The organism is Dokdonia sinensis, assembly GCF_003688895.1.
GTDB lineage: Bacteria > Bacteroidota > Bacteroidia > Flavobacteriales > Flavobacteriaceae > Dokdonia > Dokdonia sinensis.
On record NZ_REFV01000004.1, the window covers coordinates 146,949 to 172,420 of the forward strand.

A 25,472-nucleotide genomic window follows, 5' to 3' on the forward strand; every position below is an offset into this window, starting at 1 on the left:
TAGATTAATTTTATAGCTATGAATGCACAACTAGAGCACATAAAATCCTTAAGTCAAAACGGCAAGAAACTCCACGCTATAAAGGAGTTAAAAGAGCATTATAACATCGGTTTAAAACACGCCAAAGATTTAGTTGACGGACTAGAAGATAATTCGATCCAACTGGAACACGCCGAAAAAATCATTGCCCAATACCAAAAAAGTGGTGTCGTAGAGAGGCAGGATGGTGTGGAACGCAATCAGGTAAAAAAACAGTCTACACTCATCAAGAAACCTAAAAAGAATTATACGAAGCTTATAATACTGATCATAAGCATTTTAATTTTAGTGTATTTCTTTTTTGTAAGGCAAGAAATTTAAACGCCAAATAAAAAAAAAGCGCCAATTGGCGCCTTTTTATACTATAGAACGGTATGAAACTATGCGTTTTCCACTTGTACTTTTGTCAAAGCATCTGCAATAATGTGCTCACCGTTTAGAATTTCAAATACCTCACGATTTGCCACATCGTCGTGCAAACTTCTTACTAATACTTGCGCAACATCACCACGAGGGATTTCTCCGTCACGAGACGATAAACTTTTCTCCAAAAAGATTTTTCCCGTTGGCGTTTCATTATTTAATGCTCCTGGCCTAACGATGGCGTAAGTTATTCCACTATTGGCAAGATATTCATCTGCATCTCTTTTGGCTTGCAAATATTCTTTCAGCTCGCCATCATCCTGTGGATTGTCTGCTCCCAATGAGCTCAACATTACAAATTTTTTGATTTTATGTTTTTTGGCCGCATCGGTTAATCCCATTGCTCCTTTTCTGTCTACTGCGTCTACGGCCTTTCCTCCTGAGCCCGCTGCAAAAATCACTTTGTCTATACCTTCTGTCACGTTTGATATATCTTCAGTTAGATCTCCCATAACTGTTTTTATACCTTCAGTTTCAAAATCTGAACGTTGTGATTCTTTACGAATCATTGCAACGGGCTCAAAGTATTGATCGTTCTTTAATAAATTAATAATATGTCTTCCGGTGGTGCCTGTTGCACCTGCAACTAATATTTTTTCCATAATCTTAAGATACAACTATCGCACTCCGTTTTCAATTTTAGAACGCCGTTTAACCTAGGTTTAGGATAGTGTTAGGTTAATTTTTGATAAGATTTTGTGGTGAATGATTACGTTACTTCGACTGCGCTCAGTATAAATTTCGCGAACCTGCCTTCCGGCTGGCAGGAGCGTAAAAAAAAAGAAACCCCAATAATTGCTTATCGGGGTTTCTAACCTAAACTTAACTTAACTAATTAGGGGGACATTTACTTAAACTTATTGTTTATGATATTGGATATACGCCAGGAAGTTTATCTCTGGATGTTTTGAGTTAAAATAAAATTAAAAACACCATTCAAGTTTCTAATAAACAGGTTTTTAAGTAAAAACATTTTTCGAAAATGAAATTTATTGTAAGTATTTTAATTTGGTGCTGACTGAATGGCCATAAATTATAAGCTATGCTATCACGACATAAATCTCTATTTAATCTCATCAAAATTTTCAGAAGTAGTTCTCGTAAAATCTCGCGTAACATTAGTACAAAAACAGAATGCGCAACGCATTTTCTTGCTGATTTTTATTGCGAGACTAAACTTTACAATGGCTCTAACTTTTAAAATAAAATCGCTAGAAAATCCTAGCCGCTAAAACATTATATTATTATGAAAAAATTTATTGCAGTATTTGCCCTTATCCTATCTGTTTCATTTGCCGCACAAGCACAAGATAAAATGACAATGGATACCACCATTAAATTAGAACAAACTCCTGGAGAGTTTACACAAAAAACCCTTACAGTTCCTGCTGGAACATACACCTTTGAGATTGCAAACAATAATACTGGTGGCGATGTAGGGTTTGTTCTTGTAAAAAAAGGTGAAGATATTTCTAACCCAGCAAATCACATTAAAACTGCTTATGTAACGGCTGTAGTACCAAATAATGAAACAGGCAATTCTAATCCTACAATCCTTGAAAAAGGGGAATATGTTTATTTCTGTCCACTTAATAAAACTGCAACAGACAACACGCTCATTGTAGAGTAAACGATTATTGCACATAGCTTCACTATCGCCCGTGGGTTTTTCCTGCGGGCGATTTTGTTTATACCTATCTTTGCTCTAAAATCTATTATAATGACAAAACAACTTTTCCTCGCCATAGCTGCACTTAGTATCCTAGCTTGTAAAAATGATACAACAACGACACAAAATACTGAAGAAGCCATAACTGCAACTCAAAAATTAGCCGAACTCACCGAAGCAGAAAAAATTGCTATGAAAAACGGTTTTGAGAACTGGAGGGATGTAAAACAGATAGATTTTACCTTTAACGTAGACCGTGGTGGTAAGAATGTAGCCCAGCGCTCTTGGTCTTGGAAACCCCAATCTGGCGATGTTACAATGATACAAGGAGAAGATAAGGTTACTTATAACCGTGCATCGATAGACAGCACTTCTATGCGGGCAGATCAAGGCTTTATAAATGATAAATTTTGGTTACTTGCGCCATATCAGCTGGTTTGGGATGAGGGGACGACCATAAAAGTAAGCGATACCGCTACTGCCCCACTCTCTGGAAATAAAACAAAGATGCTTACCATTACCTACGGAAGCGACGGAGGTTACACACCTGGCGATGCATATGATTTTTATTATGATGACGATTACATAGTAGACGAGTGGGTTTTTAGAAAAGGAAATAGCGAGGAACCTTCTATGATGACCACTTTTGAGGGATATCAAGAGTTTCAAGGTCTTAATATCGCTACAGAGCACAAGGATAAAGAAGGGAATTTTAAGCTTTATTTTACAGATATTAAAGTGACAAAGTAGTCTTCTTATTACTTTACCGCAACCACTTCAATCTCAATCAGCGCTCCGGCAGCTAGTGCCTCTGCGGCAAAAGTGGTACGCGCGGGTTTTTGAGGAAAATAGGTTTTATACACTTTATTAAAAGCTTGAAAATCGTCAATATTATCTAGAATAACTAGCGCCTTCACAACATTGCTCATATCCATATCATGCTGAGCCAGCACCGCTTTGATATTTTCTAGCGTTTGTTTCGTTTCGATGGTGATTCCTCCTTCTACTAGTACTCTCTCGGTATGATTCATTCCTATTTGTCCAGATAAGAAATACAAATTACCCACTTGGACAATGTCAGAAAAAGGTGCGTTTTCCTTTTTGGGCTCGTGTGTTTTATGGAAGGTAACTTCAGTAGGAACGGAATCCTCTTTATTAAAATGCGCTTCTGTTGCTTGGGAACAGCTGGAGAGCATAAATGACCATACAACAATGTAAAAGAGTGTTTTCATAAGTTCTGTATTTGACACTATAAATGTAGCAGATTAATCTCTTAATTTTTTAGCGGATTGCTTATTTTTATGGCTTCACGGTTAGGCTTTGTGAAGGAAGTGTGTTTTTATGCGCTTTCGCGAAATTAATACTGAACTCGTTTCAGTAGCGTAACCACAACAACAAGAAATGGATAAGAAACAGGAATTTTTTGATTCGATAGTAAAGGGAAATACTTTTAAGGGCGATTACATCACTATGGGAGCCGCAATGCTAGATGGTGAGACCATTACAAATGCGCACGTAAAAGTGCCTCTCAAAACCTTAAACCGTCACGGCTTAATCGCAGGAGCGACGGGAACGGGAAAAACAAAAACCCTACAAGTCATTGCCGAAAACTTATCTGACAAAGGTATCCCCGTGCTCCTTATGGATATGAAAGGAGACCTTTCTGGAATTGCAAAAGCAAGCCCAGGACACCCTAAGATAGACGAGCGCCACGCCAAAATAGGATTGCCGTTTAATGCCAAAGACTTCCCCGTAGAAATCCTGACACTATCCGATCAAAATGGTGTGCGATTAAGAGCAACTGTAAGCGAGTTTGGTCCCGTATTGTTCTCAAGAATTCTAGATGCAACCGTTGCCCAGTCCGGAATAATTTCTATACTCTTTAAATATAGCGATGATAATAAGTTACCGTTACTTGACTTAAAAGATTTCAAAAAAATCCTACAATACGCCACAGATGAAGGCAAAGAAGAAATAGAAAAAGACTACGGTCGCATCTCTGCCGCTTCTGCGGGTTCTATTTTGAGAAAGATTGTAGAATTAGAACAACAAGGAGCCGATATCTTTTTTGGAGAAAAATCTTTTGATACAGACGACCTTTTGAGAATTACAAATGACGGTCGCGGGATGATTAATATCATACGACTTACAGATATTCAAGATAGACCAAAACTATTCTCCACCTTTATGCTAAGCCTTCTGGCTGAGATTTACTCCACGTTTCCAGAGCAAGGAGATAGCGACAGACCAGAATTAGTCATCTTTATAGATGAAGCGCACTTAATTTTTAAAGAAGCATCAAAAGCCTTACACAGCCAGATAGAGAGTATTGTAAAACTAATACGCTCTAAAGGTGTGGGATTATACTTTGTTACCCAAAACCCTACAGACATTCCGGAAGGGGTTCTGAGTCAGCTAGGGTTAAAAGTGCAACACGCCTTACGAGCTTTTACTGCAAAGGACAGAAAGGCCATAAAACTTACGGCAGAGAATTATCCAGATTCACCTTTTTATGACACTAAGACGGTGCTCACTTCGCTAGGTATAGGAGAAGCACTTGTCTCTGCGCTAGATGAAAAAGGACGCCCTACGCCGCTTGCTGCCACAATGTTACGGGCTCCTATGTCGCGTATGGATATTCTTACAGATAAGGAGCTGGAAGAAATAAACGAAAGCTCGAAACTTGTAAAAAAATATAGTGAAGTCATAGATAGAGATAGTGCTTATGAGTTGCTCAATAAAAAAATAGAAAAAGCAAACGAACAAGAGGCAAAAGAAAAGGCTCAAGAAGAACGTAAAAAAGCTGAAAAGTCATCATCCCGTTCGCGTTCATCGGGTCGCCAGACGCAGAGCGCCACCTCAAAAGCCATTGTTAAAGTATTGACAAGTGCAACGGTAATTCGCGGCGTTTTTGGTATTCTTGGCAAACTTTTAAAATAGTAATCACATCAAGCATCTTGACTAAAATGATTAAAAAATACCTCTTATTTTTAATTTGTGTTGTACTCTTTGTAGCGTGCACGGAGACAGATCCTTATGCAATCACAGATAATAGTATTGGTCCACTAACTAAAACCACTCAATTACGTGATTTAGAAAAAGTATTTGAAAATGATAGCGTTATCAATACAGAACGTCGATCAAAATATAAAGGAGTAGGGAGTCCAATTAATATTTTTGAAAAGAATACGGGAAAGAAACTACTCAGTATAATGCCTAGTAATAGTGCAGATACGAGTTACATAGAAAATATTCAGATTTTTGATGAACGTTACAAAACGGCTAAGGGAATAAGTTTAAAAAGTACTTTTAAGGATATTACAAAAAATTATACCATAAAGCGTATAGATAATCTTATAGGTGCAGCCGTAATTTTTGTAAATGAGAGCGATGCCTATTTTACAATAGATAAAAAACTCTTGCCGCCAGACCTAATGTTTGACTCTGATAAGAAGATCGAGGTTAACCAAATTCCTGATGATACCCCTATCAAATACTTTATGGTGGGATGGTAAAGAACAAAACATATAAAATACAGGATAACCCTTTTATAGTTCCCACAGATGACGGCAAACACATCGCCGAACATTACGGACTAGCAACAGATGGAAATTCTAATATGAGCATCGCTCATATGGTTGCACCACCTGGATGGAGCGAGCCTTTCCAAACGCCAGATTTTGACGAAATTACTTTAATCGTAAAAGGCAAAAAACAGTTTGTCATTGCAGGGGAAACAATAATACTTAAAGCTGGACAATCCATAAAAATTGATAGATACACACGAGTACAGTATAGTAACCCTTTTGACACTCCTTGCGAGTATATTTCGATTTGTACACCTGCGTTTTCGGTAGATTCCGTTCATCGTGAATAAAATTTTTTACTTGAAGAAATACTTTAAAAAAGCGCTTCCTAAAATAATTGGCACCGCCATAAATATTCAATCCATTTACAATCCAAAGAAAGCCGCCTTGCGCGCTTTTCTAATTTTTAGCGCTCCACGATTGGGGCGCGTTCAGGAAAATCAAATTCCTTTTTTAGAAACTGGAAAAGATAATCGTCTTAAGAGTGAAAAATTAGACATACAAGGATATGCGTGGCGTGGTAAAGGAAAAACAGTCTTGCTTATACACGGCTGGGAGAGTAACACTCATCGCTGGTTTAAGCTTGTGGAGGATCTTCAAAAACAGGATTACAATATAGTTGCCATAGATGCTCCCGCGCAGGGATATTCAAGTGGTAAAATCCTTAATGTCCCAAAATATGCTCAGGCTATAGAAATGGCCGTTCAGAACTACAATCCAGAAATTATTATAGGGCACTCACTAGGTGCGCTTTCGGTAATTTTTCACAATTATACCTACAATCCAGAACAAGTAAAAAAGTTTGTTTTATTGGGGTCTGCATCAGAACTTAATGAGATTATGATAGATTATAAAGGCATCCTAGGACTTAACGACAAAGTAATGAGATATCTAGAAAAACTCGTGGTAGATACTTTTGGGTATAATTTTAAGGAGTTTTCTGGTGCCGCTTTCGCGAAAGCGATAAAATCCCCTACCCTTATCATACACGACAAATACGACAGCATCACACCCGTAAAAGCTTCTCAAAATATCCATAAAAATATCGAGCATAGTACCTATGTCGAAACGGAAGGTTTTGGACATTCACTTTACCAAGATGCCATAAGAGAAAGAATACTTGAATTTATTGCTTGATGCCATTTAATTACTCTATTACCTAAAATATAAAAGCTATGCGCCCTTTATTCTTCATTTCGTTATTTATCATATCCCTAAGTGCTAAAAGTCAGTCACAGGATTTTAAAACTTTAGATAAGTACTTTGAGATCCTTGCCGAGAATGACAAATTTATGGGGTCGGTGGCGATACAAAGAGATAGTACGATCCTCTTTGAAAAAGCAATTGGACAACGTGATATTGATAACAACCTCGACACAAATATAAACACGGTTTTTCGGCTGGGTTCTATAAGCAAGATGTTTACGGCGACCATGATTTTTCAGATGGTCGAAGAAGGAAACATTGGATTAAACACAACGCTAGCAGAGTATTTTCCACTTATTCAAAACGCAGAGGATATCACGATAGGTCAAATGTTGCGTCACGAGAGCGGACTTTTTGACTTTACAACCGATGTAAAATATACAAGCTATATGTTTACAGAAAAAACGCGTGACGATCTGATATCTATCATAAGAAGAGGAGAACCCGCCTTTGCACCAAGAGAACGAGCAGATTATTGTAATACTAATTTCCTTCTTCTCAGTTATATTATCGAAGATGTAGATAAACGTCCTTACTCAGAAAGTCTAATGGCTCGAATTACATCAAAAATGAATGCCCCAAGTATTGCCCTGGGAAAAGACGCAGTTACCGAAAATAATGAGGCCTTATCCTATATTTATCTAGGCGACTTCTGGCAAGGTGCAGGTGAAACAAATATGAGTATTCCTATGGGAGCGGGTGCCATTGTGGCAAATGCAAAAGATGTAAATACGTTTATAACAGCATTATTGAATACTGAACACCTCATCACAGAAGCATCTAGAGAGCAAATGATAAAGACGGTAGGAGAACGCTATGCACATGGCATTTTTAAATTACCTATGGAAGATGTCGTAGCCTACGGCCACGGTGGATCCATAGATGGTTTTAGAACACGCACAGCCTACCTCCCAGAACAGAATATCGCTATCACCATTTTGTCTAATGGTTTAAACTATGATATGACAGAAATTGCAAACATTACGCTAGATGCATCTATGGGAAAGGAAATCACCCTTCCACTTTTTGCCGATATAGACCTGTCTCTAGAGCAACTTACTATGTATCCTGGAATATATCACTCGACCGATATTCCATTAGAAATTACAATTACAACTAAAGATGACCGTGTAGTTCTACAAGCTTCTGGACAACAGGCATTTTCCCTAGATACAGAGAGCGAAACTACATTCTCTTTACTTGCTTTAGGACTCGAGATTGAGTTTACTGAAAAGAACAATGGAAAGTATACTACGTTTGTACTGAGACAAGCTGGAGGTAGTTATACCTTTAATCGTAAGGAATAGTAGTTTTCTAAAGGTCTTGTTAAGTCGCAGAGCCATATCCCAAATTATTATTAATTCCGCTTTAAACTGTTGTTAAACGGATGGTGTTGCCACGGGTGTTTCATTACATTTAGATGAAATAACTTAACAACTATACCATGATAAAAATTATAGGAACAATCGCACTACTTGCTGGAGCCATTATGCTCGTCGTTGGAGTTTTAGGGATTTTTGGAAGCCTATCTACCGGATTGAGTCCTTGGGCCTTTGCTATACTTGGAGTTATATTCTTTTTTGCAGGTACCTCATTATTAAAAAATAGAAAAGATACGGATGCAATAAACGCAGATAAGTAAAATAAGAAATTATAAATCATCATTTAAAAGTGTATTTTTAATAAACCAAATACACTTTTTTTATGCTCAGACCTTTTCACCTTGCCGTACCCGTAACAGACCTTGAAAAAGCGCGCGTTTTTTACAGAGATATATTAAAACTTAAAGAAGGTCGCAGTAGTGACCATTGGGTAGATTTTGACTTTTTTGGCCATCAGTTCGTGATTCATTACAAAGAAGGTGGTAATTCCAATAATGACTCAAATGAAGTCGATGGTAAAGCGGTGCCAGTTCCTCATTTTGGTGTTGTTCTGGAGTGGGATGATTTTCACGCTTTCGCAAAAGCGATATCATCTCACGTTACCTTTGTAATCGAACCATACATCCGCTTTGAAGGGCAAGTGGGCGAGCAAGCCACGATGTTCTTTTATGACCCGAGCGGTAATGCATTAGAATTTAAAGCCTTTAAAGACGATAGTCAACTATTTGCTACCTAACTAAAAAATCCATTAATGCCTAAAGACCAAGCCATATCCCCAAAACTCATACGTCAACTCTTTATTTTAGGATTGATTATCCTGCTAGGATACCTTATTTTTAAAGAGATGGCCACCTATCTCTCTGGAGTTCTTGGAGCCATAACATTATACGTTCTTTTAAGAAAATGGCAAGGTAAACTTGTAAAACGTAAGTGGAATTCCTCTCTCGCGGCAGGTTTCCTTATGACACTTTCTTTCCTAGTAATTTTAATACCTATTGCTGGGCTCGGACTTATGCTTACCTCAAAAATTAGTAAAGCTGTAAATAATAGCGAGAAGGTCGCAGGTATTGTCAAAGAAAAAATAGGCGAATTCGAACAGCAATATAATCTAGATATTGCAAGCTCCATGGACACAGGAGCGATTGCAGACTGGGTAAGTTCAAATCTTCAAGACCTTGCTGGAAGCACCTTTAATGTATTTATTGCTGTTGGAATTATGTACTTCCTACTCTATTATATGCTTACAAACAGGAAAGCACTACGTGAGAGCCTAATGGAGTATATTCCTTTAAGTGGTGATAACCTAAAACTTATAGGAAAAGATAGTGTTAATCTTGTAAAATCTAATGCCATTGGTATTCCACTTGTAGCCTTACTTCAAGGAGTCGTAGCATTAATAGGTTTCCTTATTTTAGGAGTAGAAGACCCTTTCTTTTGGTTTGCAATTGTTGCAGTAGGCTCTATGATTCCCTTTGTGGGATCTGCACTTGGAATAATTCCCGTTTGTATCATTCTTTATGCATCTGGAGACGTTTGGCAGGCAATAGTTCTCGCAATTTACGGTACTGTGGTCGTGGGAGCTACAGATAACTTATTCAGGCTTGTAATCCAGAAAAGACTTGCAGATATACATCCGCTTATTACTTTAATTGGAGTAATTGTTGGCGTTCCTATTTTTGGTTTTATTGGTCTTATTTTTGGCCCCATTTTAGTGAGTCTTTTTGTTCTAGTAGCAAAAATTTACAAGCAGGAATACGGGAAATCCATATCAGGCAAAGAGGGGGAAGTACTATAACCAGCTTTCACTTTAAATAGGTTCTATCAAATTACGTATCTTCGAAACACCGAATCATCTAACATAACATATGCAAGTATTAGGTATCGATATAGGGGGCTCAGGAATTAAAGGAGCTCCAGTAGATTTAGAACGTGAAGACTATCTAGCAGAACGTTTTAGAGTAGAAACTCCGAGGCCCGCAACCCCGCAAGCAGTTGCCTTGAGCGTTCAAAGATTAGTAGACCATTTTAACTGGAAAGGCCCTATCGGCTTTGGATTTCCTACTGTAATTGTAAACGGCCAGGCAAAGGCTTACGGCAATATGCATCCAGACTGGCTCGGTGTACAAGTAGATAAACTCTTTGAAGATCAGACAGGACTTCCTTGTACGGTAATAAACGATGCAGATGCTGCAGGATTAGGAGAAATGCGATACGGCGCCGGTCGTGATAAAAAAGGTCTCGTAGCTGTGATCACAGTAGGTACAGGAATAGGTAGCGGTCTCTTTTATAACGGAAAACTCATACCCAATTTTGAATTAGGACGTATACGCTATAAGAAAAAACCTATCGAAAAATATGCCGCTAACTCGGTGCGTAAAAAGGAAGGTCTCACTTACAAACAATGGGCAAAACGCTTTAATTTCTTTTTAGAAAATGTCGAACTCATGTGCACTCCAGACCACTATATCATAGGTGGTGGTATAAGCAAATATATGGATGAATTTAAGCACGTATTTACAACACAAATTCCCATAGAAGCAGCCCAAACTAAAAACCACGCAGGAATCATAGGTGCGGCCTTTGCTGCGATGGAGCGAGAGAAATAGGCTATTTACGCTTTCGCGAAAGCATACCTTTATGAAAAAAAATATTACGACTATTATATTTGACCTTGGGGGCGTTCTCATAGATTGGAGCCCTGAGTATGTGTATCTTAAAGAATTTAGAGGCGATCGAAAGAAAATGGACTGGTTTCTAAATCACGTATGTGCCTGGGATTGGAACGTAAATCAAGATGCGGGTTACCCTATTGCCAAAGCTACACAAGAACGTATCGCTCTTTTTCCTGAATATAAAGAGCTCATAGAAATGTATTATGGGCGCTGGGAAGAAATGCTAGGATTTACGCACGAGGGTACACTCAATATTCTCAAACAACTTATAGATAACCCAAATTATCGCGTCCTAGCCCTCACAAACTGGAGCGGAGAAACTTGGCCTAAGGCCATCGCCAAGTTTCCCTGGTTACAATGGTTCGAAGGTATTTTAGTATCTGGCGACGAAGGTATGCGCAAGCCATTTACAAAAATTTATGAACTGATGCTATCCCGCTACAATATCAATGCCGCTGAGGCGGTCTTTATAGACGACAGTTTAAAAAATATACACGGTTGTGAAGAAGTAGGCATTACCGGAATTCACTTTAAAGATGCTCCTACCCTAGCCGCACAACTTAGAAATTTGGGTATTTCCATAAAGCTACAAAATATTTAAAATGATCACCATTTATCACAATCCCAGATGTAGCAAGAGCCGACAAGGACTCGGCATCCTTGAGGAATCAGGTAAGGATTTTGAGATTATAAAGTATCTCGACGATCCGCTATCTGAAAAGGATCTTGCAATCCTTATTAAAAAACTTGAAATCGCCCCCATAGATTTAGTTCGGACAAACGAAGCTATTTGGAAAGAAAAATACAAAGGAAAGCAACTTACAGATGACGAGATTATTAAAGCGATGATGAACTACCCCAAGTTAATAGAACGTCCCATAATTGTTTCAGAAAAAGGTGCCGTAATAGGAAGACCTCCAGAAAACATTCAATCCATACTATAAATCGTGGCGTTGCTTGAATCTAAACGTATTCCAGTATACATTCAGGGTACACACCGTATTGAGATTCCAGATGACATAGGAAATACCTTTAGAGAAGCGGGTCATACTCGAGTTGCTGTGACCGCTTATTTTGAAAAAAATTCTTTTGCTTTTCACGGTAAACTCCATAAATATAAAGAGGAGTACGTCATAAGTTTTGGAAAACGCTACCAAAAAGAACTAGGCATTTTCCCGTCAGATTTCTTTGAAGTACAACTTAGAGAAGACACCTCAACTTACGGAGTAGAAGTTCCAGAAGCCTTTCAGGCGGTGCTAGACAGTGACCCAGATGGTGCATCACTATTTGAACAACTTACAGATGGAAAAAAACGAAGTCTTATCTATTTTGTAAAACGCATAAAGAGAGAGCAAACTCAAGTAGACAAAACACTTATTATTTTTGAGAATCTCAAAAGAGGGATTACAGATCAACGGGAGTTAGTTAAACCTTTTTAAGAGCCTACATTAAGAAATTGTAAACTTCTATCCTTCCTACGCAACGTTTTTTTCCTTAGTACATCTTTAAGGAAATAAACAATTTATGAAAACCATAAAACTACTTACACTATTCCTATGTTTAGGAGTATTACAGAGTTGCTGTGTAAATGGCGACTGTGACGAGGATGATTTTGTCGGAGAGCCTGGCTTTTCTGAGTCTGCTTATGAACCTATTGCACTCTCAAGAGCAGATTTTGAAACGAGCGTGAAGTTACTTCCGCCAAAACCTATTGCCAATTCTGGTAAAATTTACGTGCTCAACGGTTTACTATTTGTAAACGAAAAAAACGAGGGTTTCCACGTATTCCAAAACGAGGACCCATCAAATCCTACGCCACTTAATTTTATCGAAGTTCCAGGATCTACAGATGTTTCCATAAGAAATGGAATCTATTTTGTAAACCAAGCCGTAGACCTCATTGCGATTTCTTTTGAAGCACGAGTAAGCGAACTCAACGTTTCTAAACGTATTCGAAATGTATTCCCAGTAAAAATATCGCCAGATGGATATTATCCTAATGTTGCACAGGACTCCGTCGTTGTAGGTTGGAAATTAAAAACACAAGGATAATGAAAAAGATTATATACATATTAATGTTAGGAGCATTACTGACTAGCTGTAGTTCTGATAGCTCAGATTCAAGTGTAAACGAGTTTGCGGGTGATAATGATGGGCAGGGAGGTTCTCTAGCAATTTTTGCGCTTAAAGGAGAACATCTTTATGCTGTAGATGAGAGTGACTTAATTGTTTTCTCCGTAGCTACTCCATCTGATCCAGTTCAAGTGAATCGTGTAAGCATTGGTTTTAATATTGAGACTATTTTTGGATATCAGAACTATCTCTACATCGGTTCTCAAAATGGAATGTTTATATATAGCATAGACAATCCTGAGTTTCCCGAGTATTTGAGCTCTGTAGAGCACTTTACGGCTTGTGATCCCGTAGTTGCAAACGACACTACGGCATTTGTAACACTTTGGTCAGATTTGGGTTGTGGTAACAATGTCAATCAACTGGAGGTGTATGACGTTACTGAGATTACAAATCCAGTATTGCTGAGCACTCGTGAGCTCACAGGACCTAAGGGAATGGGACTTTTTGGCGATTATCTATTTGTATGTGATGATGAAATCAAAATTTTTGACGTCTCTGACCCCACAAATACGGTGCTTGTACATAATATAGATAGACTCGCTTTTGACGTAATCATTCAGGGAGATCTATTGATTGCCATAGGCGAGAATGGTGTGTATCAGTATCGTCTCGATACATCGGATATCACAAATACTACTTCGTTGAGTACGATTACGATTTAAAACGGTTTTTATTATTTTGCATAATGGTCCGCTTTGAGGAGGTGTTTATTACGCTTTCGCGAAAGCGGACTTTGCATTTTACCAGAATGGTTCTCCAGAAAAGATGGATATCGCTTATGAAAGCCCTGAAACGGTTAAAGGTTTTATAAACTTGATTCAGAATGTTAAAACAATTGTATCTTAGATTCCTAAACCATAAAACCAACAAAATGAAAAAAATAGCAAGCATAGCCTTTATGAGTCTAGCCATACTAGCAACAAGCTGTAAAAAAGATAAAAAAGAAGATAATAACGCCGAAGATAAGGTTGAAGCAACTACATCAGAAGACAACAGCTCAAATATAAGCGAAGCTGCTAAAGAAGAGAAAGTTACTTTTAAATTATCTCCCAAAAGCGGAAGCAAAGCCTCAGGAAGCGTTGTTTTTAAGGAGAATGATGGTAAAGTCACTTTTACAGCCGTAATTGGCGGTCTTGCCGAAGGTACCCACGCCATCCACATACATGAAAGTGCAGATTGCTCTTCAGAAGACGGAAAATCTACTGGCGGTCATTGGAATCCTACAGGAAAACCTCACGGAAAATGGGGCGATGCAGGAGGATATCATAAAGGTGACATCGGAAACTTTGAAGCAGATGAGAATGGAAATGGGACCATCACAATGACCACAGACGAGTGGTGTATAGGCTGTGATGATGCTAGTAAGAATGTTTTAGGAAAGGCGATTATTGTACACCAAGGAGTAGATGATTTTACGTCTCAACCTAGTGGTGATGCTGGAGCGAGAATAAGCTGTGGCGGGATTATCCAATAAAGAAAATAGCACGAATTGATGAAAGCCAGCAAAATGCTGGCTTTTTTTTTATATCTAATTTCTATTACGGTTGTCTTTAAAGCTAAGACTATTTCGTATTAATTTTAGAATCGATGACCTCTAATGCGCTGGCAACAGTATCCATTTTTTCAATCTCATCGTCTTCTATCGTGATGTCAAAATGATCTTCTACATCCAGAACCACATCTACAAGGTTTGCAGAGTTGATGTTTAATTCATTTATTAAATGACTATTAGGTGTTATCTCATCTACAGAAACATCTTCTGGTAAATATATCTTAATGATATTCTTAAGTTCTTCGTAATGTGAATTCATAGTATTCCTTTTTCTTCGAATTTAGGCAATTATCTGGTCCTAATCATATTTTTTAAAAATCATACAGCAGTTTACATCTCCAAATCCAAAACTCGCTTTTGCTAAAATCTTTAAGGATAAATCCATTGTTTTTCTAGGGATTCTGGAAGCAGAAACAATTTCTAAAATTTCTGGATGAATTTCTCCACAATTTACGTTCCCAAAAATCCAACCATTGTCTAACTCTAAAATTCCTGCTACGGTTTCTATTGAACCTGCTGCTGCCAGACAATGCCCTGTCATACTCTTGAGAGAGTTTATGTATGGGAAATCGTCTCCAGAGCGACCTAGAGCTAAGCTCCAGTTCTTAACTTCTGTTGGACACATTCCCGTAGCTGTAAGGTGTCCATTTATAGTATCTATATGTTCGGGTTTTATTCCTGATGCCCGCACAGCAGCTTGAATGCATTTTTGTACAGCCTCACTATTAGGTGCTGTCATACTTCCAGAACCGCGCTGTCCTCCACTATTTACAGCACCACCTAAAACTTCTGCATAAATGTATGCGCTCCTGGATTGAGCACTTTCCAGACTCTCTAAAACTAAAGCTCCTGCCCCACTACCAGGTACAAATCCGCCAGCGTCTGCAGCCATTGGTCTACTACCTTTTACTGGGTCATCATTATGTTTTTTATCCAGTACCCTCATCGCATCAAATCCAGCCCAGATGTAAGGTCCAGAGTCATTACAGCCTCCAACAATCATACGTTCTGCTTTTCCAGCTGCAATACGTTCATAACCCATTAATATACTTTCTGTACCTGTCGTACAGGCACTAGAATTTGTAGTGACTTGATTTCCAGCACCTATATACCCACCTAAGTAAGCGCTTATGCCGCTAGACATTGTTTGGATTACCACAGAGCTTCCTAGGCGCCTTACTTTGCCTTGGTCTGTCATCTCAATAGCCGTTTTGAGCTTGTCTACACCTAATGTCGATGTGCCAAAGATGATCCCAGAATCATAATCTACGGTATCTTTATCTCCGGCTTCCAAGCCCGCGTCCTGCCAGGCGTCTATTCCCGCGATCATCCCGTAATAAATTCCTGTTGCTTGTAGATCTCTAAGTTGCAAAGGCGTAAAGTATTGAGAAAGTAACTCCTCCGTTATTTCTGGTTGTCCCGCAATCTGACATCCAAAACCTAAGTCTGCAAGCTGTTGATGGAATGTAACCCCTACTACTCCATTTTTAATACTCTCCGTAAATTGTGAAAGCCCTACACCATTAGGTGCGCAAACTCCTAAACCCGTAATAACAACTCTTTTATTCATCTCTCTTATCGTATATCATCCCTGAAAGTTCGCCACTACAAACAATCACTCCTTGTACATTTTGCATCATCACTTTGCATTTGAGTTTACCAAAACGATAATAAAGCTTTTTACTCTGTACAACTACTTTTTCTCCGGGAAGAACAGGTTCAAAAAACTCCATTGTAGATTGTACCAGCGCAATTTTTGTCTCTAGCAATCTTGATTCATCACCTATTAAGAATATTCCCAAACTTACTAATCCTATTTGTGCACAACATTCTGTTAGAATAACTCCTGGGGTTATAGGGTTATTCTTAAAGTGACCTTTATAAAAAAAAGAATTCTTTGGGAATGTATAGTTACCTCGCACTCCTGTGCCTTGCACCTCCTCGATTTCATCTACAAATAGAAATGGATCGTCGTAGGGAAGTATGGATATGATTTGCTCTGTATTCATCGTATGTGCTCTCCTCCGTCCACAGGAATAACCGTACCATTAATCCATCGAGCTTCATCGCGACATAATAGATACACAGCGTTTGCAACGTCTTGAGGCGTGGTTAATCTTCCATACGGATTACGCCTTAAGGTTTCGGACTTCATCATCTCACTCCCTGGAATCATTCGTAAACTTTCTGTATCCGTAACCCCTGCTTTAATACAATTTGCCTTGAGGTGTATAGGGGCAAATTCTAATGCGATGCCTCGTATGATACTTTCTAGTGCGGCTTTGGCAGCAGCGACGGCTCCGTACTGGTGCCAAGCCCGTGTACTACCCTCGCTTGTAAATGCAATGACTCTGGCGTCGTGGGTAAATAATTCCGCTTTCGCGAAAGCGGAAACCCAATCATAACAATTTATCGCCATTGCATCTATAGTTAACTTGAAATCTTCATTAGTCAGGGTTCTTTCCGTCTCGTGATATAGAGGTTTTAGGTTTCCTCTTGCAATACTGTGCACTAGTACCTTAAATGCTCCAATTCCTACATTTTTAAGTGCCTCCTGAACAACTGCCGAACGTTTTTCTGCGTTCATCGCATCTATATTGAATTGATAAATTTTTGTACCCTGTTCCTCTAATTTTCTTGTAATACTTTCTAGGTCGCCTAAAACACTTCTCCTACTGCGATGCACGATGAACAGGTGCATTCCCTCTTGGGCTAACTTTTGAGCCGTAGCAAGTCCCAAACCGCTACTACCGCCTAAAATTATAGCCCATTTATTTTTATATGATTGTTCCATTTAGATTACCATTTAAGTAACACCCTTTGCGCAGAAAAACCTGGTCCAAAACTGAGCATAATTCCTAAATCTCCTTCTGGGAGCTTCCGGTCCAGAAATCGCTCTAAAACGTATAGTACTGTGGCACTACTCATATTACCGTAGAGACGTAGCACTTCTTTTGTGTCGTCTATATTTTTTCCTAATTTACCGAATAAGTCCTCCACGGTTTCAACAATCTTGCGACCACCTGGATGAAAAATAAGGTGATTTACATCCTTTATGTCATATCCATTCTCCTTAAGAAAAGGGTGTATGATGTCTGGGAATTTATCGGCGATTTGTTCGGGGACTTTCTGATCTAAAATCATCTGCAAGCCAGTATTTACCAACTTAAAACCCATCATTTCTTGGGCATCATAAAAATGATACATTGCCGTGTCTACGATTTCTGGCCCACTATCCTCCTCTTTACTAGATAGAAAAACGCAAGCTGCTCCATCCCCAAAAATAGCAGCACTTACCACATTTACCATAGAATAGTCTGTGTGTTGAAATGTTGCTGTAGGGCTTTCTATTGCAATAACGGCAGCTCGCTTGCCAGGGTTTGCCTTTAAAAATTCATTTGCATAAACCACACCGCTTACTCCGGCCGCGCAGCCCATTTCTGTGACAGGAAGTCTAATGATATCCTGTCTGAGCTTTAAGGAGTTTATTAAATAAGCATCAAGAGAAGGAATCATAATCCCTGTGCAACTTACGGTAATGATAAAATCAATAGATTGAGACTCCCAACCTGATTTTATTAACGCTTTAGAAAGTACTTGCTCCCCTAATTTTACAACTTCTCTTGTATAAATATCATTTTTATCTTGAAATGTGGTTGCCGTAAAGACTTCTTCAGGAGCCATAATGCTGTAACGTTTATCTACAGCAGCATTCCCAAAAATCTTCTTTACCTTGCGTTTAAATCGATCTTCTTGTCCTTCAAGCCAGATATCCAGAAATGGTAAGATCTCATCAGTCGTTCTGGAATATTGAGGCAACTGTTTTGCAACAGTTGTTATTTTTACACTCATACAGTCTTTATTATCCATAGATAGCGGAACGCCCATTTCCAAGTTATGGAGTGATTCTTAAGATCCAACTCCCTGGCGTATGCTTCTAATTCTTTTCTCTTAAACGAACGGGCTATGGAAATACGCCCATCGTGTTTTGCAATTTTACTTTTCATAAAAATACGACTAAATACCTTAAACAACTGATAGGCAACCGCACTCCTTTCTAAATCATTTACCACAATCGCGATACCTGCAAGTTTTTGGAATTTTTGCATAAACTGAATAATTTCCTCATCATTAAAATGGTGCATCGTGAGCGTACATAGCAATATATCGCAATCATACGCTTTTTCATCTACTTCTAGAATGTTACGTTGCTCGAAACTTATGTTCGGAAACTCGGTAGATAGGTTTTTTCCTAATTGTATACTTTTTGCGTTGAGATCTACTCCGATAAGATGTAAAGCGTTAGTATGTTTCTCAAAATATCGAGCTATGCGCCGTAACATCTGTCCGTCACCACAACCAAAATCTACAATACTCCACTCTTTTTTATCTGGAAACTCCTCAAATAATTTTTCAATTGCTTTCACAGTTATTAGATTGCCATTGAGCAGTTTATTCACTTTTGTTATATCATTGAGCGCAGGAATAAGTTCCGAGGTAGGCAGCTCTGGATTATCCATGAGCTCTGGCGCGCTGCTTCTGTGTGTTAGGTCTAACATTATATCGGAGTACCGTGAGTTGATTTAATAACTTTGGTTAATGTTCTGGGTGAACGCCTTAAAAAATTTACCGCAAGTTTGGTAATAATAGTACTTTGTAAGCCGCGCTGTATGATGCTACCATTGCGCATTCTTGCATTGAAGGTGTGATTCCATTCTTGGGTAAAACTTGTTTCTAAGTGAGCGCGCGTTGTTTGTTCTTCAAAATGGCTTAATAGGGCTTGTGAAACTATTTTTGCACTATGTATGGCCATTGCCATCCCATTACCACATAGCGGATGAATAAGTCCTGCGCTATCTCCTACCATTAAAATATGATTTTCTACAGCGGTTTTCTTTTCAAACGATATTTGACTAATAGATAATGGCTTTTCGAAAACCATTTCAGATTCGGAAAAGAAAGATTTTAATTTGCTGTTTTGTTCTAGAACTTCTTTTTGATAGATCTCTAGCGATTTGTATTTTTTAAATGACTCATAATCTGCGAGGTAGCATACATTTATTTTATTACCTTCAACTTTAGATAAGCCACAATATCCTCCTTTAAAGTGGTGTAATCCTACCAGATGGTCTGGAAAATCTGCCTTATAATGAGCTTTAACGCCAAGCCACGGAGATTTGTGTTGGATAAACTTTCGCGAAAGCGTAATATCAAGTCCGCTTCTCTTTCCGTAGGCTCCTATGATATAATCTGCGGTGCAAGTGCCCCATATTTTTAAGGTCAGCTCGAAGATATTGTCACTAAAAGAAACGGACGTCACTTCATCTTTAATAACATCAACTCCCAAGGCGATTGCACGATCATAAAGTAGTTTGTCAAAAGTATACCGACTCATACCAAATCCCCCTAGTGGCAACTCTGTCTCTAAACCATTTCCATAAAATCCTGTGAAGTGGAAATGCGTAATATTTGTAGCTCCGTGAGCAAAAGGTTCAATACCCAAATGTTTCAAGTAAGGAAGCACCTCATTAGATAAATATTCTCCGCATACCTTATGTTTAGGGTAGGATTGCTTTTCTATAAGTTGCACAGCACATCCTTTACCAGCAAGATGAATTGCGGCCGTTAATCCTGCAATACCTCCGCCTATAATTATTATGCTGTCTTGTTTTTTCACGCGTCCCGAAGATAGAAAGAAAAAAAGCCTCAATGCAAGAGCATTGAGGCTTTATAAAATATTTACAATAAGTTTTATTGACCGTTTCCGGCTTCTTTTATTGCATCTTGCTTCATTTGCTCATTTGGAACAATTGCAAGAGCTACTCTTCTATTCTTTGCTCTACCCTCAGCAGTTGAATTATCTGCAGCTGGTTGAGTTTCTCCGTACCAAACTGTAGTAAATCGTCCTGCAGAAAGACCATTACTTACAAAGTATCCAGTCACAGCCTCTGCTCTATTTTTAGATAATGTTAAGTTTGAAGCATCTGACCCTACACTATCCGTGTGACCAGCTACAATAACATTCGTTTGCGTATACTCTTTCATCACGGTAATTAGCTTGTTTAACAACACTTGTGACTCTGCGTTTACATTATACTTTGCGGTGTCAAAATAAACTCCTGAATTTTCATCAAAAGTTACAACTATACCATCATCTATACGCTCCACTTGAGCTCCTGGGATTTCTTGCTCTATCTTTTGAGCCTGCTTATCCATTTTGCTTCCTATAAGGACGCCAGCACCGCCTCCTACTACGCCACCTATAACGGCACCTAGTTCAGAATTATCACCGCTTCCTACGTTGTTTCCTATTACGGCTCCAAGGATTGCGCCACCTGCAGCACCTATTACGGCACCTTTTTGTTTATTGTTTGCATTCTTTGTTGCCTCGCAACCTACAAGCATTGTAGCACTCATTGCAACTACTGCTAATGTTTTAAATATATTTTTCATTCTGTTATTTTTAAGGTTTGTTAAATCTACGGTCTAGTTTCCTATCTGGATTACTCGGCGTTCTTAGAAAAGTTCATTTTAATTGTAAATGGACTCCCTTCTAATTGCACCGTTTGTCTGATTTGTAACTGATCATCAGATAGGTAAGATAGTGCTAGTCTAAATCCAGTATTGTTCATAGTAGACTTCATTTTCTCATCTGTAGGTTTCAGCATAATATCGTAGTTAGATGCGTTATCCCCAGTATCTGGTATGGTCCATACAAAATATCTTTTTCCAGTAGGACAACTTGTATTTGAAATTTCGTAGTTCCCAAAATTGTTATTTGGGATAAAACGCCACTGGCTTCCTTCAAGACATTCGGCAGAGGTATCTTCAAATATGGTAACGTTAAAGGTTCCTGGTCTGTCATAACTTATGTCGTTAAGTGTCCAGTACCCTTTAAGTGTTTTTTTTGATTCTTGAACCGTTTTACTTGGTCCACAGGCTGTAGTAACAATTGCTGCAAAAGCAATTAATAATATCTTTTTCATTTGTTTGATTTAAGTGATAAAAATAGAGCCTCTCAAAACTGAGAGACTCCTTAATTGTAATATTTCTATTTTATTTTCTAAATAATCTACTCAAAAGTGAAAGCACAAATAGAATAATAAAAATGAAGAATAAAATTTTGGCGATGCTTTCTGCGCCACTAGCGATTCCTCCGAATCCAAAGATGGCAGCGATAATTGCAATAACGATAAAAATAATTGTCCAGCGTAACATAGTCTATTGGTTTTATTGATTAGTATGTCTCAAAACTACATACCCTTTCTGCTTAAGAAAGCCAGATTAATAATCTTTAACTAGCAACTGTTAATGACTTCTAAGTTTGAGGAGAAAAAGCAATTTTTAACGCAAAAAATTAACAGAATTAAATGTTAAGAATGGGCTGGGTGCTGGGTGCTGGGTGCTGGGTGCTGGGTGCTGGGTGCTGGGTGCTGGGTGCTGGTAATAAATATAATCCCAAACCTAATTCAAAAAAGAAATAATTAATAGGCTAGAAGCTCCTCGAGTGTTTCGAGCAATCTAGATTTGGACAGATATTGCTTCTCGAGTTCAGCATCAAAAGGGATTGGCGTGTCTAGACTTGTCACCCGGCGTACAGGAGCGTCAAGATGTTCAAAACAATCTTCCACAACCATTGCCGAGATATCTGACATCACAGACCCAAAAGATGAGTCCTCCGTAAGCAACAAGACTTTTCCCGTTTTCCTTACCGAAGCGTATATAGCTTCTTTATCTAATGGTTGGAGCGTTCTTAAATCTAGAACATCTGCGTCGATATGTGATGCGGTTTCTAATAATTCTAAAGCCCAATGAACACCTGCGCCATAAGTGATAATGGAAACCTGATTACCTTCCCTTAAAAGCGCTGCTTTTCCTAATGGTATGGTATAATAGTTTGTAGGTACTTCCTGACGGATACTTCGGTAGAGTGCTTTATGTTCAAAAAATAAAACTGGATTTGGGTCTTCGATGGCGGTGGCTAGTAGACCTTTAGCATCTGCTGGAAAGGCTGGATAGACCACTTTTAAACCTGGCGTGTGCGTGAACCACGCTTCGTTTGTCTGCGAGTGAAAAGGTCCCGCGGCAACTCCTGCACCGCAAGGCATACGAATAACAACAGCTGCAGGTTGTGACCATCGGTAATGTGATTTAGCCAGATAATTTACGATGGGATTAAAACCAGAGGTTGCAAAATCTGAAAATTGCATTTCCATCATTGCTTTCTTTCCGTTAATCGCAAGTCCCATTGCCGTTTCGACGATGGCACTTTCACAAATGGGAGTATTGCGCACTCGGTCGCGCCCAAACTGCGCTACAAATCCATCTGTGATTTTAAAAACGCCTCCATATTCGGCAACATCTTGCCCCATGATAATAAGGTCGTCGTATTTTTCCATAGACTGCCTTAAGCCCTGTGAGATAGCGTCTATGAGTCGGAGTTCTTCTGTTGTGGTGCTGGGTTCGCTTTCGCGGAAGCGGAATGGCGCATACACATCTTCCATTTCGGTTTCCAAATTTGGAACAATAGCATCCTCTGCATAAGCGGCATCCAGACCTTCGTTTATTTCGGCTAGGATTTCTTCGCTATACTGAACGTTGAGCTCCTCGGTAAGGATATTTTCATCCATTAAGAATTGCTGAAAGTTAGTCACGGGATCTTTTGCTCCCCACTCGTCCATCAACTCCTGCGGAACATATTTTGTACCGCTCGCCTCCTCGTGCCCGCGCATCCTGAAGGTTTTGAACTCAATGAGCACAGGTCGTGCATTGTTGCGCATACTTTCTGTAATCTCAGAAATTTTCGTGTATACCTCGAGGATATTATTACCGTCTATTATGTGGGATTCCATCCCGTAGCCCTTAGCACGGTCTGCAAGGTGCTCGCAGTTGTATTGTTCACTCGTAGGCGTAGATAGGCCGTAGCCATTATTCTCAATACAAAATAGCACGGGAAGTTGCCAAACGGAAGCGACATTAAGCGCCTCGTGAAAATCTCCCTCACTCGTACCTCCTTCCCCAGTAAATACTGCCGTAACGGCTTTTTCATTTCTGAGTTTGTGCGCTAGCGCGATCCCATCGGCCACGCCCAACTGTGGACCTAAATGGGAAATCATTCCTACAATCTTATATTCCTGTGTCCCGAAGTGAAAACTACGGTCACGACCTTTTGTAAAGCCACTCGCCTTGCCTTGCCATTGGGTAAACAATCGATATAACGGGATTTCTCGTGTTGTGAAAACACCTAGGTTGCGATGCATGGGGAGAATGTATTCCTCAGCTTGCATTGCGCTCGTCACACCTACAGATATGGCCTCCTGCCCTATTCCTGCAAACCACTTAGAAACCTTGCCTTGACGTAATAATATGAGCATTTTTTCCTCTATCATACGCGGTTTAAGCATCGCGCGATAGAGCTTCAAAAGGGTGGTATCGTCCAGAGATTTACGGTCATATGTAAAGGGTACTGTAGGATTTGTGGTAGTCGCCATTAGGTATGTTTCTGTAATATCAAATGTAGGGAATTATTGGAAAGTGATTAGGACTGTTAGATGAGAATTACGCCTATAAATTTATTGTACCTTACGATAGAGAATAATGACCAACTGAACTAATCCCAACCAATAATCATATGAATAAGTCTATTTTTTTTGCAATCCTTTTTACTCTTATAGTATGTAGCTGCAAAAATGAATCTGCTCCCATTGCTGGGGCACAAGCCAGTCATCAAGATTGGGCATTTACCAATTTTACAAAAATGGATAGTATTAATCCCATTTTAAAACCAACGGTCACCCAAGCCTTTACTTGTCCTATCACAAAAACACAAAGTAATTGGGAAGCTAGAAACGTGCTGAACCCATCTGCGATTGTACATAATGATACGGTGTATTTGTTTTACAGAGCACAAGATGATATGGGGACGTCACGCATAGGGCTAGCTACAAGCATAGACGGTCTAAATTTTGCAAAAGAAAAAACGCCAGTTTTCTATCCAGATAATGATGCGATGAAAGTGTACGAATGGAATTACAAGAAACTAAATACAGATGAGCTTCTCGAAGAGTGTAAGACGTGCTATTTTGACGGTGTAGAGGACCCTCGTATTATCGAGAGTGAAGAAGGTAAGTATATAATGACCTACACAGCCTATGACGGAAAAACAGCTCGTCTTGCCATTGCCTCCTCTACAGACCTGCGCACGTGGACCAAGCACGGCCTTGTATTACAAGGAGAAAAGTATGAAAACTACTGGTCAAAATCTGGAGCTATTGTGATTCAAGTGGAAGATTCTAAAAATGTTGCAAAAAAAATAAATGGAAAATACTGGATGTATTTTGGCGATACAAATCTATTTATAGCTACCTCAGATGATCTTATACATTGGGAAGTATCTGAAGATGCAGAAAATCAAAAAATAATCTCTGTGCTCCATCCTCGTAGAGGGTATTTTGACAGTCGTTTGGTAGAGCCAGGACCTTATGCAATGTATAAAGAGGAAGGTATATTATTAATCTATAACGGGAGCAATGCGGCAAACTATAATGATACAAGCCTACCCAAGTTTACCTATGCGGCTGGTCAGGCGTTATTTGAAAAAAACGAACCTTTTAAACTCATTGACAGAACGGATCAATACTTTATTCATCCAGATAAGGATTATGAAAAAGTAGGCGAAGTAAACGAAGTGTGTTTTGTCGAAGGTTTAGTCCAATTTAAAAACAAATGGTTCTTATACTATGGCACCGCCGACTCTAAAATTGCGGTTGCCGTACACGACGTAGAAAACTAAGGATGTACCAAGCA

The 25,472-nt window shown here is 39.0% G+C and carries 32 protein-coding genes; 19 read left to right on the forward strand and 13 right to left on the reverse strand.

All coding sequences use genetic code 11. The features are described from left to right. The first annotated feature begins 18 nt into the window (after positions 1 to 18). Positions 19 to 360, forward strand: coding sequence for a ribosomal protein L7/L12 (locus tag EAX61_RS05825; protein ID WP_121916734.1), 342 nt, complete (start codon positions 19 to 21; stop codon positions 358 to 360). A 59-nt stretch (positions 361 to 419) separates the two neighbouring features. Here EAX61_RS05825 and EAX61_RS05830 read toward each other — a convergent pair whose 3' ends face one another. Next, complete coding sequence (locus tag EAX61_RS05830) at positions 420 to 1,064, reverse strand: SDR family oxidoreductase (RefSeq protein ID WP_121916735.1); 645 nt, start codon at positions 1,062 to 1,064, stop codon at positions 420 to 422. A gap of 644 nt (positions 1,065 to 1,708) precedes the next feature. On the opposite strand from EAX61_RS05830, the gene EAX61_RS05835 reads away from it, so the two are divergent. Then, complete coding sequence (locus EAX61_RS05835; RefSeq protein ID WP_121916736.1) at positions 1,709 to 2,092, forward strand: cupredoxin domain-containing protein; 384 nt, start codon at positions 1,709 to 1,711, stop codon at positions 2,090 to 2,092. Between the two features lie 90 nt (positions 2,093 to 2,182). Beyond that, positions 2,183 to 2,881 carry a hypothetical protein gene (locus tag EAX61_RS05840; RefSeq protein WP_121916737.1) on the forward strand — a complete coding sequence of 233 codons (699 nt, stop codon included), beginning with the start codon at positions 2,183 to 2,185 and terminating at the stop codon, positions 2,879 to 2,881. Positions 2,882 to 2,889: 8 nt separating this feature from the next. Here EAX61_RS05840 and EAX61_RS05845 read toward each other — a convergent pair whose 3' ends face one another. Continuing rightward, positions 2,890 to 3,363 (reverse strand): RidA family protein, encoded by a 474-nt coding sequence (locus EAX61_RS05845; RefSeq protein WP_121916834.1) that lies wholly within the window; start codon positions 3,361 to 3,363, stop codon positions 2,890 to 2,892. A gap of 169 nt (positions 3,364 to 3,532) precedes the next feature. Between EAX61_RS05845 and EAX61_RS05850 the strand changes: the two genes are divergently transcribed. The 15 genes from EAX61_RS05850 to EAX61_RS05920 all read left to right on the forward strand — a co-directional run bounded on the left by EAX61_RS05850 (position 3,533) and on the right by EAX61_RS05920 (position 14,588). Continuing rightward, positions 3,533 to 5,071: a helicase HerA-like domain-containing protein gene (locus tag EAX61_RS05850; protein WP_121916738.1), complete on the forward strand. Its 1,539-nt coding sequence runs from the start codon at positions 3,533 to 3,535 to the stop codon at positions 5,069 to 5,071. A 26-nt stretch (positions 5,072 to 5,097) separates the two neighbouring features. Further along, a complete protein-coding gene (locus tag EAX61_RS05855) occupies positions 5,098 to 5,646 on the forward strand; it encodes a hypothetical protein (protein WP_121916739.1) in 549 nt (182 codons plus the stop codon). After that, positions 5,640 to 6,008: a cupin domain-containing protein gene (locus EAX61_RS05860; protein ID WP_121916740.1), complete on the forward strand. Its 369-nt coding sequence runs from the start codon at positions 5,640 to 5,642 to the stop codon at positions 6,006 to 6,008. Before EAX61_RS05855 ends, EAX61_RS05860 begins: the two co-directional genes overlap by 7 nt. Before the next feature lie 10 nt (positions 6,009 to 6,018). After that, complete coding sequence (locus tag EAX61_RS05865) at positions 6,019 to 6,855, forward strand: alpha/beta hydrolase (RefSeq protein ID WP_121916835.1); 837 nt, start codon at positions 6,019 to 6,021, stop codon at positions 6,853 to 6,855. Positions 6,856 to 6,893: 38 nt separating this feature from the next. Then, positions 6,894 to 8,231, forward strand: coding sequence for a serine hydrolase domain-containing protein (locus EAX61_RS05870; RefSeq protein ID WP_121916741.1), 1,338 nt, complete (start codon positions 6,894 to 6,896; stop codon positions 8,229 to 8,231). A gap of 137 nt (positions 8,232 to 8,368) precedes the next feature. Beyond that, positions 8,369 to 8,566 carry a hypothetical protein gene (locus EAX61_RS05875; protein WP_121916742.1) on the forward strand — a complete coding sequence of 66 codons (198 nt, stop codon included), beginning with the start codon at positions 8,369 to 8,371 and terminating at the stop codon, positions 8,564 to 8,566. 62 nt (positions 8,567 to 8,628) lie between these two features. Next, positions 8,629 to 9,042 (forward strand): VOC family protein, encoded by a 414-nt coding sequence (locus EAX61_RS05880; protein ID WP_121916743.1) that lies wholly within the window; start codon positions 8,629 to 8,631, stop codon positions 9,040 to 9,042. 15 nt (positions 9,043 to 9,057) lie between these two features. Continuing rightward, complete coding sequence (locus tag EAX61_RS05885; protein ID WP_121916744.1) at positions 9,058 to 10,101, forward strand: AI-2E family transporter; 1,044 nt, start codon at positions 9,058 to 9,060, stop codon at positions 10,099 to 10,101. A 70-nt stretch (positions 10,102 to 10,171) separates the two neighbouring features. Next, positions 10,172 to 10,912: a polyphosphate--glucose phosphotransferase gene (gene ppgK, locus EAX61_RS05890; RefSeq protein ID WP_121916745.1), complete on the forward strand. Its 741-nt coding sequence runs from the start codon at positions 10,172 to 10,174 to the stop codon at positions 10,910 to 10,912. A 31-nt stretch (positions 10,913 to 10,943) separates the two neighbouring features. Next, entirely contained in the window at positions 10,944 to 11,579 is a 636-nt protein-coding gene (locus tag EAX61_RS05895; protein WP_121916746.1) for an HAD family hydrolase, read from the forward strand. Position 11,580: 1 nt separating this feature from the next. Beyond that, positions 11,581 to 11,922 carry an arsenate reductase (glutaredoxin) gene (gene arsC, locus EAX61_RS05900; protein WP_121916747.1) on the forward strand — a complete coding sequence of 114 codons (342 nt, stop codon included), beginning with the start codon at positions 11,581 to 11,583 and terminating at the stop codon, positions 11,920 to 11,922. 9 nt (positions 11,923 to 11,931) lie between these two features. Continuing rightward, a complete protein-coding gene (locus EAX61_RS05905) occupies positions 11,932 to 12,417 on the forward strand; it encodes a YdeI/OmpD-associated family protein (protein WP_161555201.1) in 486 nt (161 codons plus the stop codon). An 85-nt stretch (positions 12,418 to 12,502) separates the two neighbouring features. Continuing rightward, positions 12,503 to 13,030 (forward strand): LVIVD repeat-containing protein, encoded by a 528-nt coding sequence (locus EAX61_RS05910; RefSeq protein WP_121916749.1) that lies wholly within the window; start codon positions 12,503 to 12,505, stop codon positions 13,028 to 13,030. Then, a complete protein-coding gene (locus tag EAX61_RS05915) occupies positions 13,030 to 13,776 on the forward strand; it encodes an LVIVD repeat-containing protein (RefSeq protein ID WP_121916750.1) in 747 nt (248 codons plus the stop codon). The genes EAX61_RS05910 and EAX61_RS05915 overlap by 1 nt, the downstream gene beginning before the upstream one ends. A gap of 209 nt (positions 13,777 to 13,985) precedes the next feature. After that, positions 13,986 to 14,588 (forward strand): superoxide dismutase family protein, encoded by a 603-nt coding sequence (locus EAX61_RS05920; protein WP_121916751.1) that lies wholly within the window; start codon positions 13,986 to 13,988, stop codon positions 14,586 to 14,588. 88 nt (positions 14,589 to 14,676) lie between these two features. On the opposite strand, the gene EAX61_RS05925 is transcribed toward EAX61_RS05920, so the two are convergent. The 11 genes from EAX61_RS05925 to EAX61_RS05975 all read right to left on the reverse strand — a co-directional run bounded on the left by EAX61_RS05925 (position 14,677) and on the right by EAX61_RS05975 (position 24,157). Next, a complete protein-coding gene (locus EAX61_RS05925) occupies positions 14,677 to 14,925 on the reverse strand; it encodes an acyl carrier protein (RefSeq protein ID WP_121916752.1) in 249 nt (82 codons plus the stop codon). 39 nt (positions 14,926 to 14,964) lie between these two features. Next, on the reverse strand, positions 14,965 to 16,236 hold the full coding sequence (locus EAX61_RS05930) for a beta-ketoacyl-[acyl-carrier-protein] synthase family protein (RefSeq protein WP_121916753.1): 1,272 nt from the start codon (positions 16,234 to 16,236) through the stop codon (positions 14,965 to 14,967). After that, positions 16,229 to 16,675, reverse strand: coding sequence for a 3-hydroxyacyl-ACP dehydratase FabZ family protein (locus tag EAX61_RS05935; RefSeq protein WP_121916754.1), 447 nt, complete (start codon positions 16,673 to 16,675; stop codon positions 16,229 to 16,231). Before EAX61_RS05935 ends, EAX61_RS05930 begins: the two co-directional genes overlap by 8 nt. Beyond that, positions 16,672 to 17,460, reverse strand: a complete 789-nt coding sequence (locus tag EAX61_RS05940) for an SDR family oxidoreductase (RefSeq protein WP_121916755.1) — start codon at positions 17,458 to 17,460, stop codon at positions 16,672 to 16,674. The genes EAX61_RS05935 and EAX61_RS05940 overlap by 4 nt, the downstream gene beginning before the upstream one ends. A 5-nt stretch (positions 17,461 to 17,465) precedes the next feature. Then, entirely contained in the window at positions 17,466 to 18,518 is a 1,053-nt protein-coding gene (locus tag EAX61_RS05945; protein ID WP_121916836.1) for a type III polyketide synthase, read from the reverse strand. Then, positions 18,515 to 19,225: a methyltransferase domain-containing protein gene (locus EAX61_RS05950; RefSeq protein WP_121916756.1), complete on the reverse strand. Its 711-nt coding sequence runs from the start codon at positions 19,223 to 19,225 to the stop codon at positions 18,515 to 18,517. Before EAX61_RS05950 ends, EAX61_RS05945 begins: the two co-directional genes overlap by 4 nt. Beyond that, entirely contained in the window at positions 19,225 to 20,343 is a 1,119-nt protein-coding gene (locus EAX61_RS05955) for an NAD(P)/FAD-dependent oxidoreductase (RefSeq protein WP_121916837.1), read from the reverse strand. Before EAX61_RS05955 ends, EAX61_RS05950 begins: the two co-directional genes overlap by 1 nt. Before the next feature lie 74 nt (positions 20,344 to 20,417). Continuing rightward, complete coding sequence (locus EAX61_RS05960; RefSeq protein ID WP_121916757.1) at positions 20,418 to 21,119, reverse strand: YiaD family glycine zipper/OmpA-like lipoprotein; 702 nt, start codon at positions 21,117 to 21,119, stop codon at positions 20,418 to 20,420. A 50-nt stretch (positions 21,120 to 21,169) separates the two neighbouring features. Beyond that, on the reverse strand, positions 21,170 to 21,652 hold the full coding sequence (locus EAX61_RS05965) for a lipocalin family protein (RefSeq protein ID WP_121916758.1): 483 nt from the start codon (positions 21,650 to 21,652) through the stop codon (positions 21,170 to 21,172). A 70-nt stretch (positions 21,653 to 21,722) separates the two neighbouring features. Next, positions 21,723 to 21,884: a DUF1328 family protein gene (locus EAX61_RS05970; protein WP_121916759.1), complete on the reverse strand. Its 162-nt coding sequence runs from the start codon at positions 21,882 to 21,884 to the stop codon at positions 21,723 to 21,725. 266 nt (positions 21,885 to 22,150) lie between these two features. Beyond that, the gene (locus tag EAX61_RS05975) at positions 22,151 to 24,157 is read right to left on the reverse strand and encodes an alpha-ketoacid dehydrogenase subunit alpha/beta (RefSeq protein ID WP_121916760.1); all 2,007 of its coding nucleotides are present in this window, start codon (positions 24,155 to 24,157) and stop codon (positions 22,151 to 22,153) included. Positions 24,158 to 24,297: 140 nt separating this feature from the next. On the opposite strand from EAX61_RS05975, the gene EAX61_RS05980 reads away from it, so the two are divergent. Further along, entirely contained in the window at positions 24,298 to 25,458 is a 1,161-nt protein-coding gene (locus tag EAX61_RS05980; RefSeq protein WP_121916761.1) for a glycoside hydrolase family 130 protein, read from the forward strand. Positions 25,459 to 25,472 lie beyond the last annotated feature (14 nt).

Bases quoted from the DNA above. Each gene is read 5' to 3' on its own strand.
- EAX61_RS05940 (WP_121916755.1), bottom strand. From the start codon at position 17,460: ATGGAACAATCATATAAAAATAAATGGGCTATAATTTTAGGCGGTAGT.
- EAX61_RS05935 (WP_121916754.1), bottom strand. From the start codon at position 16,675: ATGAATACAGAGCAAATCATATCCATACTTCCCTACGACGATCCATTT.
- EAX61_RS05965 (WP_121916758.1), bottom strand. From the start codon at position 21,652: ATGAAAAAGATATTATTAATTGCTTTTGCAGCAATTGTTACTACAGCC.
- EAX61_RS05850 (WP_121916738.1), top strand. From the start codon at position 3,533: ATGGATAAGAAACAGGAATTTTTTGATTCGATAGTAAAGGGAAATACT.
- EAX61_RS05830 (WP_121916735.1), bottom strand. From the start codon at position 1,064: ATGGAAAAAATATTAGTTGCAGGTGCAACAGGCACCACCGGAAGACAT.
- EAX61_RS05895 (WP_121916746.1), top strand. From the start codon at position 10,944: ATGAAAAAAAATATTACGACTATTATATTTGACCTTGGGGGCGTTCTC.
- EAX61_RS05835 (WP_121916736.1), top strand. From the start codon at position 1,709: ATGAAAAAATTTATTGCAGTATTTGCCCTTATCCTATCTGTTTCATTT.
- EAX61_RS05980 (WP_121916761.1), top strand. From the start codon at position 24,298: ATGAATAAGTCTATTTTTTTTGCAATCCTTTTTACTCTTATAGTATGT.
- EAX61_RS05975 (WP_121916760.1), bottom strand. From the start codon at position 24,157: ATGGCGACTACCACAAATCCTACAGTACCCTTTACATATGACCGTAAA.
- EAX61_RS05970 (WP_121916759.1), bottom strand. From the start codon at position 21,884: ATGTTACGCTGGACAATTATTTTTATCGTTATTGCAATTATCGCTGCC.
- EAX61_RS05950 (WP_121916756.1), bottom strand. From the start codon at position 19,225: ATGTTAGACCTAACACACAGAAGCAGCGCGCCAGAGCTCATGGATAAT.
- EAX61_RS05825 (WP_121916734.1), top strand. From the start codon at position 19: ATGAATGCACAACTAGAGCACATAAAATCCTTAAGTCAAAACGGCAAG.
- EAX61_RS05855 (WP_121916739.1), top strand. From the start codon at position 5,098: ATGATTAAAAAATACCTCTTATTTTTAATTTGTGTTGTACTCTTTGTA.
- EAX61_RS05880 (WP_121916743.1), top strand. From the start codon at position 8,629: ATGCTCAGACCTTTTCACCTTGCCGTACCCGTAACAGACCTTGAAAAA.
- EAX61_RS05915 (WP_121916750.1), top strand. From the start codon at position 13,030: ATGAAAAAGATTATATACATATTAATGTTAGGAGCATTACTGACTAGC.
- EAX61_RS05960 (WP_121916757.1), bottom strand. From the start codon at position 21,119: ATGAAAAATATATTTAAAACATTAGCAGTAGTTGCAATGAGTGCTACA.
- EAX61_RS05885 (WP_121916744.1), top strand. From the start codon at position 9,058: ATGCCTAAAGACCAAGCCATATCCCCAAAACTCATACGTCAACTCTTT.
- ppgK (WP_121916745.1), top strand. From the start codon at position 10,172: ATGCAAGTATTAGGTATCGATATAGGGGGCTCAGGAATTAAAGGAGCT.
- EAX61_RS05875 (WP_121916742.1), top strand. From the start codon at position 8,369: ATGATAAAAATTATAGGAACAATCGCACTACTTGCTGGAGCCATTATG.
- EAX61_RS05930 (WP_121916753.1), bottom strand. From the start codon at position 16,236: ATGAATAAAAGAGTTGTTATTACGGGTTTAGGAGTTTGCGCACCTAAT.
- EAX61_RS05920 (WP_121916751.1), top strand. From the start codon at position 13,986: ATGAAAAAAATAGCAAGCATAGCCTTTATGAGTCTAGCCATACTAGCA.
- EAX61_RS05910 (WP_121916749.1), top strand. From the start codon at position 12,503: ATGAAAACCATAAAACTACTTACACTATTCCTATGTTTAGGAGTATTA.
- arsC (WP_121916747.1), top strand. From the start codon at position 11,581: ATGATCACCATTTATCACAATCCCAGATGTAGCAAGAGCCGACAAGGA.
- EAX61_RS05925 (WP_121916752.1), bottom strand. From the start codon at position 14,925: ATGAATTCACATTACGAAGAACTTAAGAATATCATTAAGATATATTTA.
- EAX61_RS05870 (WP_121916741.1), top strand. From the start codon at position 6,894: ATGCGCCCTTTATTCTTCATTTCGTTATTTATCATATCCCTAAGTGCT.
- EAX61_RS05845 (WP_121916834.1), bottom strand. From the start codon at position 3,363: ATGAAAACACTCTTTTACATTGTTGTATGGTCATTTATGCTCTCCAGC.
- EAX61_RS05860 (WP_121916740.1), top strand. From the start codon at position 5,640: ATGGTAAAGAACAAAACATATAAAATACAGGATAACCCTTTTATAGTT.
- EAX61_RS05945 (WP_121916836.1), bottom strand. From the start codon at position 18,518: ATGAGTGTAAAAATAACAACTGTTGCAAAACAGTTGCCTCAATATTCC.
- EAX61_RS05840 (WP_121916737.1), top strand. From the start codon at position 2,183: ATGACAAAACAACTTTTCCTCGCCATAGCTGCACTTAGTATCCTAGCT.